This is a genomic window from Christensenella tenuis, from assembly GCF_014287795.1.
GTDB classification, from domain to species: Bacteria; Bacillota; Clostridia; order Christensenellales; family Christensenellaceae; genus Christensenella; species Christensenella tenuis.
Genome location: NZ_JACOON010000007.1, coordinates 60088 through 78232, shown reverse-complemented (window position 1 = coordinate 78232; position 18145 = coordinate 60088). Strand labels below are relative to the sequence as shown.

Below are 18145 nucleotides of genomic sequence, written 5' to 3'. Positions count from 1 at the left end.
ATGCAAGTCGATATACGCGAATGGGAACCGGGATTGGTCAGTGGGCTGGAAGTATTTATGGTAAACGAAGTAACGCCGACAGGGGATTACTTTGCATGGCGTCCATCCGGGCTGGCCGCGGAGTTTGCGGACAGCAAAATATCAGGCGGGATGGTGGAAGCATGCTGCAAAAATCCGGAGTATACAAAAGTGGAATATCATTCTGATTATGAAGTTTTCTATTTCACCTCCGGAGACGGAGTCATGTTGTTTTGCTCGTTGGAAGATGGCAAACCGTTGCTGGAAACTTGCGTTATGCTCCATGTAAAAGAGGGGATGCAGCTTTGCGTTGCGCCCGGAAAAGCACATTTTGTACCAATCTCTTTGGAAAAGGACGCTCCTGTCAAGGCGGTGGTGGTCAGTCCGGAAATGGATACATGGATGGTAGAGCTTGGGGAAACGGTAAGTGCAAAATAAACGGATACGCGCAGGCGGGAATTTTTGTCCGTATTGCTGCCGGAAAAGATGAAAATGAATAAGACTGAATTTCAACTGATGATCAGTGCGGCAAAGCAATATTACCAGTTAGGGGTCAGCCAGGAAGAAATTGCGCGCAGGGCCTATGTTTCCAAATCTACGATTTCCCGCTTGATCCGCAAAGCGGTAGATTTAGGATATGTGGAATTTAAAATCAATTATTCGGGGGAAACCGTAATCCAGCTTCAACAAGAGCTGTCCGACTGGTTCGGTGTTTCCTGCGTGGTAATACCATCGTTTGTGGACGATTATTTTATCCGGCTGGATGACGTCTGTGAATATGCGGCGCACGATATTCCAGCCCTGATCCGGGACGAAGAAATCGTCGGCGTCAATTGGGGGCGTACCGCGGAATACCTTGCCAAGCATCTTGTATCGCCGCCGCGCGAAAAGCGCCATGTAAAGGTTTGTATGCTAAGCGGTTTTGTGACAGGTACAATCGCGGCAATGAAAGCGGCGCATATTGTTGAAAAATTTGCAGAGGTTTTTTCCGCGCAGGGCTTTGTTATGCCCGCTCCGCTGGTGGTGGATTCCGAACATATCGCAGATGTCCTGCGCGCTGATTCCAACATCAGGTACGTGATGAACCTTTGCTATCAGGCGCAGACCGTAATCCTCTCCATTGGCGGTATGGATTTAAGGGATACATTTTTGACCGACGAGGGGACCTATAATTTAAGCGTTTATAACAGAATTGCACACAGCGGCGGAGTAGGGGATATTGCCGGACGCCACTTTGATATCAATGGGAATGAAATCCAGAGCAATATTACTCAACGGATTATGGGTATTTCGCTTGCCAGCATCAAAGAAAAAGAAAACCGGATTGGGATTGCGGTTGGCAAACATAAGAGCCAGGCCGTTTTGGGAGCCCTGCGCGGAGGCATTATTAACCGGCTCTATACAGATGAAAAAACGGCAAATGATATTTTAAAAAAAGCTAAAATGCTGAAAAAATAAATTGGGCAAAAGCTGGCGTCGCTCTTTTGAAACTAATTTCAAAAGAGTATTTTTTTGGGATTTATGCCAGATATCGGTGATTTACTGGACAGAAATTCTGCAAATGATATACTGCAATCGGCCGGATAAATGGAATCCGGTGAAAGTTATTGCGGCAGCGCTGTCCCACACGGCCGGCCCGTAGGGACAGTCTAGATTTTAAGGAGGAGTAATATGGCGGAGATTGTCAATATGCCCCGTTTAGGGCTCAATGAAGATACCAGCATCCTTGGAGAATGGTTTGTATCCGAAAACGATTCTGTTGCCAAGGGTGACGCGCTTTTTTCGATCGAGACGGATAAGTCGTCCATGGACGTTTATGCAGAAACGGAAGGGACAGTCCTAAAATGCTTTTACGAACCCTATGATGTGGTTCCGGTTATGACCCCGGTATGCGTGATTGGGCAACCTGGGGAAGATATCAGCAATATCTCTCCTGCGAAAGGCGCGGCGGAAACCGTAGAAGAAGCTCCGGTTTCCGTCCCGGCGGTCCCCGGGGGAGCGGGCGCTGCGCAGAAAGACTTCGCCGCATCCGTACCCGAAACCGCGCCACAGGGATTTTTATCGCCGCGTGCGCGGCAACTGGCGGAGGTCAATGGGGTTAAGGTAACGGGAATCCTTCCGTCCGGCGCGGAAGGAAGGATTATTGAAGCGGATATTATCCATGCAATGCAGGCGGTCCCGGAAAAGGAGAATAAACCTACAGATTTCGGAATCGAACAGCCCGATACAGGCCTGTCTGACAGAAAGGGATCAAGAATTGAGAAAATACCGACAATCCGGCGCACGATTGCAAAAAATATGATGGATTCCCTCCGAAATACTGCCCAGCTTACCAATCATATGACATATAACGCTTCGTCTATCCAACGGTACCGCGAGTGGCTGAAGCTTGCGCCGGGAGACGAAAAAAACATTACGATTACGGATATGATTCTTTTTGCAACGGCAAAAACGTTGGCGCAGTTCAATTATATGAACGCACATATGCTCAACGATGCGGAGATGGAGTATTTTGATGACGTCTATCTTGGCTGTGCGGTGGATACGGAGCGGGGCTTGATGGTGCCTACAGTCCCCAAGGCACAGACGCTCTCTTTGGTTGAACTGTCACGGAAAGTCAAAGAACTTGCGGCGAAGTGCCGCGGCGGCAGTATCCTTCCGGAAGAAATGATAGGCGCGACTTTTACCGTATCTAACTTGGGAGGCCTTGGGGTAACGGACTTCACCCCCATATTAAATCCGCCCCAGATTGGAATTCTTGGTGTGGGAAACATAGAGTATGCAGTCAAAAAAACGAACGAAGGCATACTGTATTATCCTGCGGGGCATTTGTCGCTTACGTACGACCACCGTGCGGTAGACGGCGCGCCGGCTTCCCGATTCCTGCAGGCAGTGTGTAAAAACCTGGAACAATTTGAACAGCTTATTTAGGAGGCGCTTCATGAAAACATATGACATTGCCGTGATTGGTGGCGGCCCCGCCGGATATCTCGCAGCAGAACGCGCCGCCGAGGCTGGGAAAAAGGTGATTTTGGCGGAAAAAAACGCAGTGGGCGGCGTATGCCTGAACGAGGGATGCATTCCCACTAAAACGCTTTTGCATGCCGCAAAGATATTCGAATACGGGCAGTATAAAGGCAAAGAGTTTGGCGTTTCGTGTGAAAATCCCCGCTTGCATCACCCGCGGGCAATAGCCCGAAAACAGGATGTTGTGAAGACGCTCGTGGGAGGTGTGTCTTCCGCCTTGGCCCGCAAAGGCATTGATATAATTCAAACGGAAGCTGGACTCAGGAAGGAAGATAATGGCTTTGTCCTTACCTGCGGCAACGAGACCATTCGCACTTCCAAAGCGCTGATTGCAACAGGATCGGAGCCTGTTATTCCTAATATTCCGGGAGTGGCAGGCGGTCTTGCTGACGGATCGGTGCTGACAAGCCGGGAAATCCTTGAGATGAGAGAAATTCCCGAACAGCTTGTTGTTGTGGGAGCCGGAGTGATTGGGCTTGAAATGGCTGCTTATTTCAGTATTGCGGGCAGCCGGGTAACGGTCGTCGAAATGACCGGGCACATTGGCGGCCCGATCGATATGGAACTTTCTCAAACATTGCAAAGGAATTTGGAAAATATGGGAATCCATTTTGTACTGGGCAGCCGGATTTTTGACGTTTCCGGCAGTACAGCGTGCGTAAAAACACCTTCCGGAACGCAGGAATTTCCTTATGACAAACTGCTGATGTGTATGGGACGCAAGCCCTCCCTGAATATTCCGGGGCTTTCCGGTATGAATCTTTATATGGAACACGGAGCTCCGGTTGTGGATAAGCATTGTGAAACCAATATTCCGGGATTATATGCGGCGGGTGATGTAAATGGAAAATATATGCTTGCACATGTTGCTTATAGGGAGGCCGAGGTAGCGGTCAATCATATGATGGGGAAGGCAGATGAAATGAATTACACTGCAATTCCGGGTGTGATCTATACGCAGCCGGAGGCGGCGTTCTGCGGCCTTACGGAACAACAGGCAACTGAAAAAGGAATTCAGACGATTGTCAAAAAAGCAAGTATCAACCTGAATGGGAGGCATATTGCCGAAAATGGCCTGAGCGGCGGATTTTGCAAACTCGTTTTGGATGGAAAAGGGCAAACGATCCTGGGCGCATCGTTGCTTTGTTCATATGCTTCCGAAATCATATATCCGCTTACTTTGATGATACAGAACAAGATTCCGCTTGAAGGGATCAAAAGGACGATCTTTCCGCATCCGACGGTTTGTGAGATCATCCGTGAAACGATATTTACTGAATGACTCTGGAGGTATGAAAACATGACAAAAGAACTTTATCTCGATCCGGAACAAATCAGGGCAAGGGGAACTGCGGCGTTTAACGATATTCCCCTGAACGACTATCAGAAAAGAATGAAAGATATCCTTGGGGATTTTTCCAAGGAAGACCTTGTTAATATTTTTTATGATATGTTGGCAATCCGGGAATTTGAAACTATGATACAGGATTTGCGGCTGACTGGGAAATATTGCGATATTGCCTATAACTATTCCGGCCCTGCGCATCTTGGAATCGGGCAGGAAAGCGCGGCAGTGGGGCAGGCGTTCCTACTTAATCGTGACGACATTGTATTCGGTACGCACAGGAGCCATGGCGAACTGATCGCCAAAGGATTTTCCGCACTGCGCAAATTGACGGATGATGAGCTTCAGCAAATCATGGAACAATCGAACAATGGCGCACAATATCAGGTGGTAAAAGAACATTTTTCCACAGGAATCCGCGAACTTGCAAAAAGATTTTATCTTTACGGTATCATGGCAGAAATTTTTGGCCGGAAAAATGGTTTTGCGGAAGGGCTTGGAAATTCCATGCATGCTTTCTTCATTCCTTTTGGCGTTTATCCAAATAATGCAATCGTAGGTGGAAGTGCTCCGATTGCGGCAGGTGCGGCGTTGTATAAAAAGAATATGAAGAAAAAAGGAATCGTAATCGCAAATGCAGGGGACGGCGCGCTTGGCTGCGGCCCGGTATGGGAAGCGATGAATTTTGCTTCCATGGACCAGTTTAACACACTGTGGGAGGATAGCTATAAAGGCGGCCTGCCCGTTTTGTTCAACTTTAATAACAATGGATACGGCATGGGAGGACAGACAAATGGCGAGACCATGGCATACGGCGTTCTTGCACGCGTTGGCGCAGGGATCAATCCAGAACAGATGCACGCGGAACGTGTAGACGGCTTCAATGTTTTTGCTGTGATTGACGCCATGAAACGTAAAAAAAAGTTGCTGCAAGAGGGACAAGGCCCCGCGCTTCTCGATATAATTACATATCGTTTCTGCGGCCATTCTACGTCTGATGCCAGCCCTAACCGCACCCAAGAGGAAATTGGGGCTTGGGAGGCGCAGGACGCAATCTCCGATTATGAAAAACAGCTGGTGGAAAATAAGATCATGACGTGGGAGCAAACGGCTGGACTGCGCAATGAAATACGTGCAATGATTCTTTCTGTGTTCAAACTGGCGATTGATGATACCATAACCCCGCGTATGGACCTTCTCAGGGAACCGGAGGCCATTGAAAAATATATGTTTTCCAATCGGCACATACCCAAAATGGAGGCTGGGGATGCAGATGTTTCCGCGCCAAAAGAAGAAAATCCGCGCGTTAAGCGTCTGAAAAAGCGGAGCAGGGATGGGATGAAGAATGGCAAGAAACTTCCCTCCTCAGCTGTGATCCAATTGCGCGACGCAATTTTTGAAGCGGTGCTCGATAAATTTTACGAAGATCCTACCCTGGTTTCGTTTGGGGAAGACCTCAGGATATGGGGAAGCGCATACGGCGCCTACAAAGAGCTTGACCAATCCGTACCTTATCACAGGCTTTTCAATTCGGGAATATCGGAATCTGCAATCGTCGGAGCAGCCGTAGGGTATGCTATGATGGGCGGACGCGCACTCCCGGAACTAATGTATTGTGATTTCCTGGGCCGTGCAGGAGATGAAGTTTTAAACCAGCTTGCCAAATGGCAAAGCATGACCGCAGGACAGGTCAGGATGCCGGTTGTACTGCGCATGGGGGTGGGAGCAAAATACGGCGCGCAGCATTCCCAGGAATGGTCAAGTATTTGTGCGCATGTTCCAGGACTAAAAATTGTCTATCCTGTCACTCCTTATGATGCAAAGGGACTACTGAATGCGGCGCTCGCAGGAACTGACCCGGTTATATATCTGGAGAGTCAATCTCTTTACGGAATTGGAGAGACGTTCCACGAAGGTGGTGTGCCGGAAGAGTACTATGAAATCCCAATCGGAGAACCGGATGTTAAGAAAAAAGGTTCGGATTTGACCATTTTGACGATTGGCGCTACCTTATATAAAGCGCTGGAGGCTGCTGATATTTTTGAAGGGCAATATGGCATTAGTGCTGAAGTAATTGATGCACGCAGCATTGTTCCCTTTAATTTTGAACCTGTTCAGGAATCCGTAAAAAAGACGGGACGGATTATCATTGCGAGCGATGCTTGCCAGAAAGGCTCGATAATCAATGATTTCGCACAGAACATCTGTTCTTCGCTATTTAATTATTTGGATGCGCCGCCGGTTGTTTTAGGCGCGAGAAATTGGATCACTCCTGTATACGAGCTGGAGGCTTCTTTCTTCCCGCAAGCAGATTGGTTTTTGGACGCGTATCACCAGAAGATCCAGCCGCTGCCGGGATATACGCCAAAACATTCCTTTTCTGTGACTGAAATGAACCGTAGGAATAAATTGGGGGTATAATCGCAGGAAGCGGAGAAAAAGTATAAATCTATTTTATGCTGTAAAACGCCATCACGATACCAATTGTGATGGCGTTTTAAAATAAATGTGAAGCCTCCCCTGGCATGGATAGGGGAGGGTCTTTGTCATTAGCGCTAGCTAGTTACAGAAATCACCAAACCGGATGAACGATAGAAAAAAGGTAATATTGCCGTTTAACAACGGCAGTGCAAGGATATAAATATAAAAATATACGGCTGGTACCAGCCCCCTATAGGGCCAGTGCAAACCGTCAACTAAACTGATGGTCTTGGTCTCCAGTTTTTCATAGGATACTCCAATTATATATGCAGAGATCAAGTTGAATTCATCCAAGCCCTATTATGCGCCCAACATAAATTGATACCCCAACATATCTGTTTTCATAAAAGCAGCCATCTGCCGTAAGAAAGTTATCAAATTCAAACTGCACAGTATACTGTAGAATATATTTTTTATATTAGATTTCTACATATATATATTATATACCTATATTTTTATATAGCGACATAGCGGCAAAGACTCCGTTATGTTTTCTTACTCTGTCTTAGTCAATGAAGCCACGCACTCAACGTGTGTCGTTTGCGGAAACATATCGACAGGCTGGATCATACCCGCGTTATAACCGAGTTCTGCAAATAGCGCAAGGTCGCGCGCCATGGTGGAAGGATTGCATGATACGTAACCGATTTTAGGAACGCCGGAAGAGGCGAGCATGCGCACGACGGATTCGTCAAGGCCCTTGCGCGGCGGATCGACAATCACGGCGCTGATACATTCACGCTCAAGAACGGAGGGGAGGAGCGCAGCGGTATCCCCCGCAAAAAATTCAGCGTTTCCTATACCGTTGAGCGTTGCATTGAATTTTGCGTCGTCTACTGCTTCTTTTACAATTTCGATGCCAACGACTTTTTTGACACGCTGAGCTGCGGCAAGCGAAATCGTTCCCGCACCGCAATAGAGGTCGAGTACAGAATCGGCCGGGCCGAGGCCGAGCATGCGAAACAACGTATTATAAAGCGCTTCTGTCTGCGCGGAATTCACTTGCAGGAAGGTCTGGGGGCCAATTTTAAATTCGAGGCCGCCAATCGTTTCAAACAAATGGTCTTTACCGTAAATACAAATAGAACGTTCGCCAAGAATCGCATTTGTTTGCTTTGTGTTGCAATTTAATACGATCGATTTCACCTGCGGAAGTACAAATTCGAACAACATAATAAGATGGGAACGGCTTGGGATATCTTCCCCGTTGATGCACAAAACAAGCATAATTTCGCCTGCTTTGTTTTCGCGCAGGACAATATGGCGCAAAAGGCCGGTATGCGTTTTTTCGTCATAAATTGGGATCTGGTTTTTTACAATCCACACGCGGAGCTGGGACATGACGATTTTGATATTTGAAGGTTCGATTTTGCAATCGTCTACATCCACGATGCGGTGCGAATGCGCTGCATAAAACCCGACCTCTACCTGCCCGCCGTTTTGCTGGACGGGAAAAGCAGCTTTGTTGCGGTAACGATATTCATGCCGCGCAGGCAGGGGAAAATTTACCGGGATATCCAGTTTGCCGATACGCTGTATACAGCCCTGCACATAACTTTGCTTGAATTGGAGCTGCGCCGCATACGAAAGATGCTGCAACGTGCAGCCGCCGCACTTTCCAAAAACGCGGCAACGCGGATTGACCCGCATTGGGGAGGACGCAAGGATTTCATCCAGCTTTCCCACGGCGTAATTCTTTTTGAGCGCGATTACTTTAGCCCGCACGGTTTCGCCGGGAAGGGCGCCGTCTACGAAGACCGCCAATTCCCCCGCATGGCCGATTCCCTGGCCATCTGTTCCGAGGTCGTCAATTGTGAGTTCAATGAAATCATTTTTTTTCATAGCATTATTATATCAAATATGATGAAAGATTGGTAGAAAAAGGCGTACAAAAGGTGCCAAAATTCATTGACAAAGAGAATGATCGTTTGTTACAATAAAAACATAAAAATGTTAAATTTTAACAAGAATATGTGCGAATTTGCTAAATGAAGCATTTGTAACATGCGAAATTAACATTTTCGCCATATTTTAACAAATTGACCATAACGGAGGTAAATTCGATGGCAACAGCGGTAATTATGCCAAGACAGGGACAATCTGTGGAAAGCTGCATTATCACAAAGTGGAACAAAAATGTGGGCGACAGCGTAGCAGAGGGCGATGTTCTTTTTTCGTATGAAACGGATAAGGCATCCTTTGAAGAAGAAGCAAAAGTAGCGGGCACGCTGCTTGCAATTCTGGCGGAAGAGGGCGATGATGTTCCATGCCTTGAAAACGTGTGCGTAATCGGGCAGCCGGGCGAGGATATTTCCGGATTCGCGGCGGCGGCAACGGTAGACGGAGGCGAAGAGGCGGCCCCGGCAGCACAGGAAGCTCCGGCACAGGCGGCAGCGGCTCCGGCGGTTGCAGCAACAGGCAGCGCGAAGGATGGAGACCGCATTAAAATCTCCCCGCGTGCAAGAGGAATTGCGGAAAACCAGAGCCTCGATATTACAAAGGCGGTGCCTACGGGCCCGAACGGACGTATTATCGAGCGTGATATTTTAGAACTTTCAAAACTTGGCGCAGACGCCATGGTTTCGGCGGCAGCTCCCGCGGCTACAGAGGCTCCTGCAGCTGCGGCGGCCTATGAAGACGTAGCGCTTCCGAACATCCGGAAGGTGATCGCAAAATCCATGCATGCATCCCTTTCCGAAATGGCGCAACTCACGCATTCCTTCTCGTTCGACGCGACACAGATTATAGCATACCGCAAAATTGTGAAAGAAAATGCGGAAAAGCTGGGCCTTGCAAATATTACCTTTAACGATATTATCCTGTTCGCAGTTTCACGTGTGATCCTGGGCCATAAGGATCTGAACGCACATTTCCTTGGCGACAAGATGCGCTATTTTACGGACGTAAACCTTGGTATGGCGGTTGACACGCCCCGCGGACTTCTTGTTCCAACTATTTTCGGAGCGAATAAAATGTCCCTGAACGAAATCGCGATTGCGGCAAAGGACCTCGCAAAGCAGGCGCAGGAGGGAACGATTTCTCCCGATTTACTTTCGGGTGCATCCTTCACGGTTTCCAACCTTGGAACGTTTGGCGTAGAACATTTTACACCGGTTATCAATCCGCCGCAGACTGGTATCCTCGGCGTGAACAATATCCAGACGAAGCTTAAGATGGTAGATGGGGAAGCGGTTCCGTACCAGGCAATGGGAATTTCCCTTACCTACGACCACAGGGCGCTCGACGGTGCGCCGGCTTCGCGTTTCGCGCAGGAATTGTGCAAAACACTGGAAAATTTTATGGCGCTTTTGGCGAAATAAACGGCAGGCCGCCTGAAGCTTCGCAATTTTGCTGAAATGCTTGGCATACCGGTGAAAACTTATTGCCCGGCTGCGTATGCAGCAATACGCGCCCGCATAAGTTTTTTGCCCTGCGAAGGTTCCAGCCGGCCTGATTCCGGCGGCTTTATAAACTTTGGAGGTTATTTATGAGTTATGATTTGGTGGTACTGGGCGGAGGCCCGGCAGGGTACCTTGCCTGTGAGCGCGCGGCGCACGAGGGCATGAAGGTTGTTCTGATTGAAAAGAGAAATGTAGGCGGCGTGTGCCTTAACGAGGGCTGCATTCCCTCCAAGACGTTTCTGTATTCGGCAAAAATCAAAGACGGCGCGCAGCATGGGGATAAATACGGCGTAAAATGCCAGGGCATCGAGATCGATCATCCGGCAGTTGTTGCCCGTAAAAACAAAGTGGTGAAGTCGCTTACCGGCGGCATCGCATCCATGCTGAAGGGCCTGAAAGTCGAGTGGGTACGCGCAGCGGGCGTGATTAAGGGCAAAGGCCCGGACGGATATGAAGTGGAAGCGGACGGCAAGATTTATGCAGGCAGGCGCCTGTTGATCGCAACGGGCAGCGAAGCGGCGATGCCGCCGATCGACGGTCTTCACGACCAGTATGAAAAAGGCTTTGCACTTACCAACCGCGAAATCCTTGACATCGAAGCAGTACCGGAGAAGCTGGTTGTTATTGGCGGCGGCGTGATCGGCCTTGAAATGGCAAGCTACTTCAATTCCGCGGGCAGCGAAGTAACGGTGATCGAGATGCTCGACCAGATTGGCGGGCCGATCGATACGGACATTGCAAAGCTGCTTAAGAAAAACTATGAAGATAAGGGCATTGCCTTTAAGATGGGCTGCAAGGTTACAAAAATCGAGGATGGGGCAGTCGTTTACGAGGAAGCAGGCAAGCAGCAGAAAGCGCAGTGCGACAAGACGCTGGTGTGCATCGGACGGAAAGCGAACACACAAGGTATTGGCCTCGAGAACATCGGCGTGCTCACGGAGCGCGGCGCGGTTGTGACGGACGAGCATATGAAGACGAACCTTCCGGAAGTGTATGCGGCAGGAGATGTAAACGGAAGATCCATGCTTGCGCATACGGCGTACCGTGAAGCGGAAGTTGCCGTTAATAACATGCTTGGCAAAAAAGATAAAATGAAATATAACGCGATTCCGGGCGTCATCTATACGAACCCGGAAGTCGCGGGTGTGGGCGAAACAGAGCAGAGCGCGAAAGAAAAGGGCCTTGACGTGACGGTGAAAAAAGTCCCGATGCAGTTTGCGGGCCGTTACGTGGCGGAAAACGAGGGCGGCAACGGCTTCATCAAAATCATTGTGGACAATAAGTGGAATAAGCTGCTCGGCGTGCACATGATTACGAACTATTCTTCCGAGATTATTTGGGGCGCGGACGCCCTGGTTGACAAGGAAATGAATATTGAAGCGATTAAGAAAATCGTGTTCCCGCATCCAACGGTCAGCGAAATTATTCGTGAAGCAATCTGGCAGCTTTAAGGCGGCTGTAAATTTGTAAATTATTAGTGTCTATAGATAAAGGAGAAAAACAATGACAAAGTGTTTGACGATTGATCCGAAGCAAATGAGAAAACCGGGTAAGATCACGTTCAAAGATATCCCGATGAACACTTACCAGAAGACGGTCAAGGACGAAGTGAAGAACTTCACCAAGGAAGAATTCAAACATATCTATCGCGATATGTGGGTTGTCCGCGAGTTTGAAACGATGCTCAATTCCATCAAAACGACGGGGCAGTATGAAGGCATCGAATATAACCATCCGGGCCCGGCCCACCTTGGGATTGGCCAGGAGGCGGCTTATGTTGGCCAGGCATTCGAACTCGGCATGGACGACTTCTCCTTTGGTTCCCACAGAAGCCACGGCGAAATCCTTGCAAAGGGTATGTCGTGCATCGAGAAACTTTCCGACGAGCAGCTTCTGGAAATCATGGAGAACTTCTTCGACGGCGAGACATTTGCCGTTGTGAAAGAACATACGCAGTATAAAGACGTGAAAGATATGGCGCGTGAGTTCCTGCTGTATGGCATGATCGCCGAAACATGGGGCCGCCAGACAGGCTTTAACCGCGGGCTTGGCGGATCGATGCATGCGTTCTTTATTCCTTTCGGCATTTTCCCGAACAATGCAATCGTGGGCGGCAGCGGACCGATTTCCACGGGCGCGGCGCTTTTTAAACGGGTCAACCAGAAACCGGGCATGGTTATCTGCAATATTGGCGATGGTTCGATTGGCTGCGGCCCTGTTTACGAGTCGATGAACTTTGCGACAATGGACCAGTATAATACGTTGTGGGACGAAGACCACAAGGGCGGCCTGCCGATCATCTATAATATCTGGAATAACAGCTATGGCATGGGCGGACAGACCTGCGGCGAGACGATGGGATATCATGAAGTCGCGCGCCTGGGCGCGGGCCTCAATCCTGACGAAATGCATGCGGAGCGCATCGACGGCATGAACCCGCTGGCAGTGATCGACGCTTACCGCCGCAAGCGGAAAATTATCGAAGACCGCAAAGGACCGGTGCTCCTCGACGTCGTGACCTACAGGGTTTCCGGCCATAGCCCGTCCGACTCGTCTTCTTACCGTACAAAGGAAGAAATCGCCGCATGGGAAGCAATCGACTCCATTAAAGTATTTGGCCAGCAGATGATCGAAGCGGGCGTGGCAACCGAAGAAGAACTTAAGGAAATCGAGCTTGGAATCCGCAAGGATATGACATGGGCAGTGAAACTCGGCAAAGACGAGACGATTTCCCCGCGCCTCAATCTGGATAAAGACCCGAACGCAATTGCGGACATGATGTTTACAAACCTCGAAATCCCGAGTATGGATACGACGAGGAAGCCTGACGTCCTCATGCCCAAGGAAGAAAATCCGCGTGTACAGAAGCTGGCGAAGAAGGTGCGGAGCGCATACGAAGCGGACGGCAAGCCTGTTTCCAAGAACAGGACATTCCAGAACCGCGATGCGATCTTTGAAGCGACCATCGATAAATTCTACCAGGATCCGACGTTTATCGCCTATGGCGAAGACAACCGTGACTGGGGCGGCGCGTTTGGCGCTTATACGAACCTTACGGAATCCATTCCGTACCACAGGTTCTTTAACTCCCCGATCTCTGAGGCGGCGATTGTGGGTACGTCCGTTGGTTATGCGATGGCAGGCGGACGCGTAATGTCTGAACTGATGTATCTTGACTTTATCGGCCGCGCGGGCGACGAAGTGTTCAACCAGATGTCCAAGTGGCAGGCAATGAGCGGCGACGTTCTGAAGATGCCTTTTGTGCTCCGCTGCTCCGTTGGTTCCAAATACGGCGCACAGCACTCCCAGGACTGGTCGGCGCTGTGCACGCATATCCCGGGCCTTAAGGTTGTGTTCCCGGCAACGCCGTATGACACGAAGGGGCTCCTCAATGCGGCCCTCAACGGAACGGATCCGGTGATCTTCCTCGAGAGCCAGAGAACGTACGACCTTGGCGAAATGTTCCAGAAGGAAGTCCCGGCGGGTTATTACGAAGTGAAGATTGGCGAACCGGACATTAAGCGTGAAGGAAAAGACCTGACGATCCTTACCGTCGGCGCGACGCTGTACAGGGTTACGAAAGCTGCGGATATCCTCCAGGAAAAATACGGTATCTCTACGGAGATCATCGACGCACGTTCCCTCGTACCGTTCAACTACGAGCCGGTCATCGAATCCGTCAAGAAGACGGGCAAGATCATCATCACGGGCGACGCCTGCGAGCGTGGTTCCCATCTGAAAGACTTTGCGCAGTCGATCAGCGAGATGGCGTTCGATTACCTCGACGCACCGCCGGTGGTTGTGGGCGCAAAGAACTGGATTACGCCGGCACACGAACTGGAAGAATACTTCTTCCCGCAGCCGGAATGGATCATCGACGCTGTGCATGAGCGTATTATGCCCCTGCCGGGCCATACCTGCACGACAAACCAGACAATCCTCCAGCAGATTGAGAACGACAAAAAAGGCGTATAATGAAAAGCAACAGGAAGGGCGGCCAAAAGGCCGCCCTTTTTTGCTTTGGGAAACCGCACATTCTGGTGCAAGGGTTATTACGTTAGCACGGTCGGGCTGAACGAAGAGACAATAAAGAAATATATACAAAACCAGCAAGACCACGACAAAGCAACAGACAACATAAAAAGACCGGACTGAGCCCCTGTTAGGGGCAGCCCAGTAATCAGCACGGAAGTCGGCTGCCAAGCACCTTAAGGTGCGGTGATAGCGAAATACCCTTACAGGGTTAGTGCAAACTGCGCGCTGAACGCGCAGTTATGATTGCACATCATTGAACGATAGGGTTTCCTCCGCAGGCAGGAAAGGAACCGCTTCTTTTATGCCGGAAGCCAAGAGAACGGAAGCGTGGAAAGCCGGTTGAATGGAGTATGGAAATTTGCTTAAACGGCGGGAGAACGAGGGAATTTTCCTTTCCCGAGGATATACTTTCCAGAATGAGCACAGATGAACAAAAGCCCCCGCAAAAAATTTTCCTGCTGTTTTTTCCTGCGGCGGCCTTTGTTTGCAATTCGGATATGGTATGATAAAACCGGATTAAAATTGAAGCGGAGGTTTTTCTATGGAAATGATTTTCATTGCGGCAGGATTTGCGGCGCTCGGAATACTGTGCGCGGTTATACTTGTGCGGCAGGGAAAAAAGACGGGCGGCGACGCCGCGCTGCGGACAGAGCTTTCAAGCCAGTTCCAGATTCTTTCCGGTATGGTGCTCGATGCGGTAAACAAAGCTTCCGCCGTCAATGGGCAGAGCGTTGAAGTCCTGCGGCGCACGGTTGAAGAAAAGTTAAATGAAATTCGTTTTTCAGTGGACCAGAAGCTCGATACTACGTTAAAAAGCGGACTTTCCACATCCTTTGCGCGGGTAAATGAACAGCTTGAACAAGTATATAAAAGTATGGGTGAAGTGCGCGCGCTCACAAGCGGAATCGGTGATTTGAAAACGATCCTGTCTGGGGTCAAGACGCGTGGCATTTGGGGAGAAGTGCAGCTCTATAAACTGCTTTCGGACTTCCTCGCACCCGGACAATTTATTGAAAATGCGCGTATTACAAGGGATAGTACAGTTGAATTTGCGGTAAAAGTGCCGCGCGACGAGGGCAGCGACATTCTTTTGCCGATCGATTCCAAATTTCCAATGGACCGCTATGCACGCGTGCTCTCCCTTGGAGACAGCGGAGATATGCAGGCGCTTCAAGCCGCCCAAAAAGATTTTATACAGGCCGTGCTTACGGAGGCCAAAAAGATCAGCGAGAAGTATGTGAAACCGCCGCAAACAACGGATTTTGCTATTATGTTCCTGCCTTCGGAGGGGCTGTATGCGGAAATTATCCGCCTCGGCCTTGTGGACAGGCTGCAAAGCAAATACCGCGTGATGGTTACCGGCCCGTCCACACTCGGCGCGTTCCTCACGAGCTTGCAGACCGGTTTCCGCACGCTGGCCATCCGGGAACATTCTGCGGCGATCGAAGGCATGCTTGCAGAAATCAAAGGGGAGTTTGAAACATTTGGGGATATGCTGAGGAAAACGCAAAATTCCCTCGCGGCGGCGCAGAATCACCTGGAATCGGTGCAAAAGCGTTCACAGCGCATTCAGAACCGATTATCGGACGTGGAAGGACTCGACGCCTGACACAGCCCTGACCAGCGCCGCGGAGGAACGCCTTCAGCGCGCCCCAAGGCGCAGGAGAGCATGGGTGCGGCGGAACGCGGGGTACAACTCAACCCTTCAGGAAGATATAATTTGTTGGAGTAGAAAGTCCGCTGCGGTAAGAATAGCCGAGGCGGTTGAAATATTTTACGTCCCCGGGCTTCTCGATTTTATTTTCCGCCATGAAACGCACCATTTCGCCGCGCGCCATTTTTACGTAAACGCCTTTTTCCCTGATCTTTCCGTTTTCCCATTCGCCAAAAGTACATGTGATATAGGTTACTTCGGGCGTGAGGTATTTTGAGATTGCCCGGCTGTATTCGGCAGATGCGAGATTCAGGATTGTATGATCGTTTCTGGTGAGCCGGGAATAGAGTTTTCCGCCCCAGAAACCGTACAGGTTATCGCAAAAATCCGTTTTCAGTTTTGCCTGCATCTCCAGCCGGTAGGGAACGACGCCGTCAAGGGGGCGCAAAAGCCCATAAAAGCCGGATAATATGCGCAGGTGGTTTTCTACATAATCGAAATAAGAACGTTCAAAAACCTGCGGGGCCATATATTGATACTGGATGCCGTCATAGGATAAAAGCGCGGGCGCAGGATCCCGCAGTAAGTCCATATCGCGGTAGCGTTCAAAATTCAGTGTGGCAATACGGTCATTGGTGCACAACAGCCTTTTCAGAGCTTCGTAAGAGAAACCACGCAGGCATTCTTTCAACTGTTCCGCTTCGCGCAGGAAAAAAGGCAGGCGCGCGTATCCAGGTTCGTCCGTATAGCGGTTCATTTTTTTTGCAGGGGAGATGATGATTTTCATAAGAGTTCCTTTCTATTTCCCCAGTATACCAAAAATGGAAGGTTTATGCAGTGTCAAAAGGGTGTATTATAGCAAATAAACATGACGGGAGGAAACGATTATGACAATGCACGGGCACAGGGCTGCCGAGCACGATAACCAGGCGCGCCAGCTACACGAAACGCATGAAGCGGAACAAAGCAGGGAGCGCGAACAACTCCGGGAAACCGTAGAAAAGTACAAAGAAAAAGAACGTGACAGCGCGCAGGCAAAGAAGTACAAACCAAAGGAAGAAAGATAAGGCCCGCTGAAATGCCATTTTCCGCGCGTCCTATTCCATTTACCAAAACCATACCCGCAATGACGGCGATAAAGCCGGCAATTTTTGCAGCCGTGATTCGTTCCCCAAAACAGCGGGAAGGACGGAAGCTATCGTGCGGCGGCAAAACAGACGTATATACCAACTATACGAAAACGGGACTGCAAAACAGACGTACCGACAACCCGGTTCCACGCACGCTTATTTCCATCCGGTTACGGAAAGCGCGGCGGATTAAAAATTATCCAGCCAAACCTGCCACACGCGGTTTGCCGTATCCGGCTCGACAGACAGCAGGGAAGATGTGATTCCATCCAGAAAACTTTTGAGGAAGACTTCCCGATAGGAACAATGATAAAACGCGTGCCACAGCATTGTGAAGATGCGGCCGGCGTTTTTTTCACCCGCTACGGCCGATATTTCATGGCGGAGCCTATCCGCAGCCGATAAATCAAAATAAGCGGGGAACCTTTCTTCAAGCGTACCCGTGGAATATTCCTTCCACGCATTTTCAAAGTAGTTCCCGCCCGACGATGAGATCAGAAGGCCGGGGAGGATATCAAATTTTGTTTCGCCTTCCACGGATTTTTTTTCCGGAAGGCCGAGCAGCCTATCAATTTGCTTTTCGACCGCCCGGAAATATTCGGTACCGCTGCGCCCTATTTCACTCCGCCACGCCGAGGCCGCAGACCCGAGAACCAGCGTTACATAGGCATCAATGGAACCGCGGACGGCCTCAAAGGACGTGCGGAGGCCTGCGATTTCAAGGAAAACGTCTTTATAACAAAGCGTGGAATATTCTTTGCCATCCCCATAGAGAAGGATATCTTTGTGACTAAACCTGCTCAAAATTCCCAACCACCTTTTTTAATGGTTGGGAATTTCCCGTGGAATATAAAAACGCGCGGGGTGCTTGGCCTACGCCAAATACCCTCGCGCGTCAAAATGTCATTGAACAACAAGCGAATGGCTTGTATAATGATACTTGAACGCAGTGCCCCAGTGGGGCTGCTTGAGGGTGTGTCGGCACCTTTGAGCAGGGTTCCGGGGTGGTTGCGCACCCCGGGCCTGCTGCGTTTTTAAATTTTCAGGGAAATTC

Annotated in this window: 13 protein-coding genes and 1 pseudogene; 11 read left to right on the top strand and 3 right to left on the bottom strand. The window is 49.7% G+C overall.

Annotated features, from left to right (window positions below):
- The 5 genes from H8S18_RS12735 (at nucleotide 1) to H8S18_RS12715 (ending at nucleotide 6811) form a co-directional block, all read left to right on the top strand.
- Nucleotides 1-456 (top strand): hypothetical protein, encoded by a 456-nt coding sequence (locus H8S18_RS12735; RefSeq protein ID WP_186858655.1) that lies wholly within the window; start codon nucleotides 1-3, stop codon nucleotides 454-456.
- Nucleotides 457-510: 54 nt separating this feature from the next.
- On the top strand, nucleotides 511-1476 hold the full coding sequence (locus tag H8S18_RS12730) for a sugar-binding transcriptional regulator (protein WP_186858654.1): 966 nt from the start codon (nucleotides 511-513) through the stop codon (nucleotides 1474-1476).
- Nucleotides 1477-1689: 213 nt separating this feature from the next.
- Nucleotides 1690-2949: a dihydrolipoamide acetyltransferase family protein gene (locus H8S18_RS12725; protein ID WP_186858653.1), complete on the top strand. Its 1260-nt coding sequence runs from the start codon at nucleotides 1690-1692 to the stop codon at nucleotides 2947-2949.
- A 10-nt stretch (nucleotides 2950-2959) separates the two neighbouring features.
- Nucleotides 2960-4327, top strand: a complete 1368-nt coding sequence (gene lpdA, locus H8S18_RS12720; RefSeq protein WP_186858652.1) for a dihydrolipoyl dehydrogenase — start codon at nucleotides 2960-2962, stop codon at nucleotides 4325-4327.
- A gap of 18 nt (nucleotides 4328-4345) precedes the next feature.
- Nucleotides 4346-6811, top strand: coding sequence for an alpha-ketoacid dehydrogenase subunit alpha/beta (locus H8S18_RS12715; protein WP_186858651.1), 2466 nt, complete (start codon nucleotides 4346-4348; stop codon nucleotides 6809-6811).
- Nucleotides 6812-7366: 555 nt separating this feature from the next.
- Here H8S18_RS12715 and rlmD read toward each other — a convergent pair.
- Nucleotides 7367-8713, bottom strand: a complete 1347-nt coding sequence (rlmD, locus tag H8S18_RS12710) for a 23S rRNA (uracil(1939)-C(5))-methyltransferase RlmD (protein WP_186858650.1) — start codon at nucleotides 8711-8713, stop codon at nucleotides 7367-7369.
- A gap of 221 nt (nucleotides 8714-8934) precedes the next feature.
- Here rlmD and H8S18_RS12705 point away from each other — a divergent pair, with 221 nt between their 5' ends.
- The 5 genes and pseudogenes from H8S18_RS12705 to H8S18_RS12685 all read left to right on the top strand — a co-directional run bounded on the left by H8S18_RS12705 (nucleotide 8935) and on the right by H8S18_RS12685 (nucleotide 15916).
- Entirely contained in the window at nucleotides 8935-10191 is a 1257-nt protein-coding gene (locus H8S18_RS12705) for a dihydrolipoamide acetyltransferase family protein (RefSeq protein WP_186858649.1), read from the top strand.
- Nucleotides 10192-10358: 167 nt separating this feature from the next.
- Entirely contained in the window at nucleotides 10359-11723 is a 1365-nt protein-coding gene (gene lpdA / locus H8S18_RS12700; protein WP_186858648.1) for a dihydrolipoyl dehydrogenase, read from the top strand.
- Nucleotides 11724-11775: 52 nt separating this feature from the next.
- On the top strand, nucleotides 11776-14247 hold the full coding sequence (locus tag H8S18_RS12695) for an alpha-ketoacid dehydrogenase subunit alpha/beta (protein WP_186858647.1): 2472 nt from the start codon (nucleotides 11776-11778) through the stop codon (nucleotides 14245-14247).
- 39 nt (nucleotides 14248-14286) lie between these two features.
- A pseudogene (locus H8S18_RS12690) lies at nucleotides 14287-14427 on the top strand (transposase); the annotation flags it as partial.
- 421 nt (nucleotides 14428-14848) lie between these two features.
- On the top strand, nucleotides 14849-15916 hold the full coding sequence (locus H8S18_RS12685; RefSeq protein ID WP_186858646.1) for a DNA recombination protein RmuC: 1068 nt from the start codon (nucleotides 14849-14851) through the stop codon (nucleotides 15914-15916).
- 88 nt (nucleotides 15917-16004) lie between these two features.
- Here the strand turns inward: H8S18_RS12685 and yaaA are convergent, their stop codons facing one another.
- Nucleotides 16005-16748, bottom strand: a complete 744-nt coding sequence (gene yaaA, locus H8S18_RS12680; RefSeq protein WP_186858645.1) for a peroxide stress protein YaaA — start codon at nucleotides 16746-16748, stop codon at nucleotides 16005-16007.
- Between the two features lie 100 nt (nucleotides 16749-16848).
- Here yaaA and H8S18_RS12675 point away from each other — a divergent pair, with 100 nt between their 5' ends.
- Nucleotides 16849-17028: a hypothetical protein gene (locus H8S18_RS12675; RefSeq protein WP_186858644.1), complete on the top strand. Its 180-nt coding sequence runs from the start codon at nucleotides 16849-16851 to the stop codon at nucleotides 17026-17028.
- Between the two features lie 252 nt (nucleotides 17029-17280).
- Here H8S18_RS12675 and H8S18_RS12670 read toward each other — a convergent pair whose 3' ends face one another.
- Entirely contained in the window at nucleotides 17281-17895 is a 615-nt protein-coding gene (locus H8S18_RS12670) for a hypothetical protein (RefSeq protein WP_186858643.1), read from the bottom strand.
- Between the last annotated feature and the right edge of the window lie 250 nt (nucleotides 17896-18145).

Bases quoted from the DNA above. Each gene is read 5' to 3' on its own strand.
- H8S18_RS12675 (WP_186858644.1), top strand. From the start codon at position 16,849: ATGACAATGCACGGGCACAGGGCTGCCGAGCACGATAACCAGGCGCGC.
- lpdA (WP_186858652.1), top strand. From the start codon at position 2,960: ATGAAAACATATGACATTGCCGTGATTGGTGGCGGCCCCGCCGGATAT.
- rlmD (WP_186858650.1), bottom strand. From the start codon at position 8,713: ATGAAAAAAAATGATTTCATTGAACTCACAATTGACGACCTCGGAACA.
- H8S18_RS12705 (WP_186858649.1), top strand. From the start codon at position 8,935: ATGGCAACAGCGGTAATTATGCCAAGACAGGGACAATCTGTGGAAAGC.
- yaaA (WP_186858645.1), bottom strand. From the start codon at position 16,748: ATGAAAATCATCATCTCCCCTGCAAAAAAAATGAACCGCTATACGGAC.
- H8S18_RS12725 (WP_186858653.1), top strand. From the start codon at position 1,690: ATGGCGGAGATTGTCAATATGCCCCGTTTAGGGCTCAATGAAGATACC.
- lpdA (WP_186858648.1), top strand. From the start codon at position 10,359: ATGAGTTATGATTTGGTGGTACTGGGCGGAGGCCCGGCAGGGTACCTT.
- H8S18_RS12695 (WP_186858647.1), top strand. From the start codon at position 11,776: ATGACAAAGTGTTTGACGATTGATCCGAAGCAAATGAGAAAACCGGGT.
- H8S18_RS12730 (WP_186858654.1), top strand. From the start codon at position 511: ATGAATAAGACTGAATTTCAACTGATGATCAGTGCGGCAAAGCAATAT.
- H8S18_RS12685 (WP_186858646.1), top strand. From the start codon at position 14,849: ATGGAAATGATTTTCATTGCGGCAGGATTTGCGGCGCTCGGAATACTG.
- H8S18_RS12735 (WP_186858655.1), top strand. From the start codon at position 1: ATGCAAGTCGATATACGCGAATGGGAACCGGGATTGGTCAGTGGGCTG.
- H8S18_RS12715 (WP_186858651.1), top strand. From the start codon at position 4,346: ATGACAAAAGAACTTTATCTCGATCCGGAACAAATCAGGGCAAGGGGA.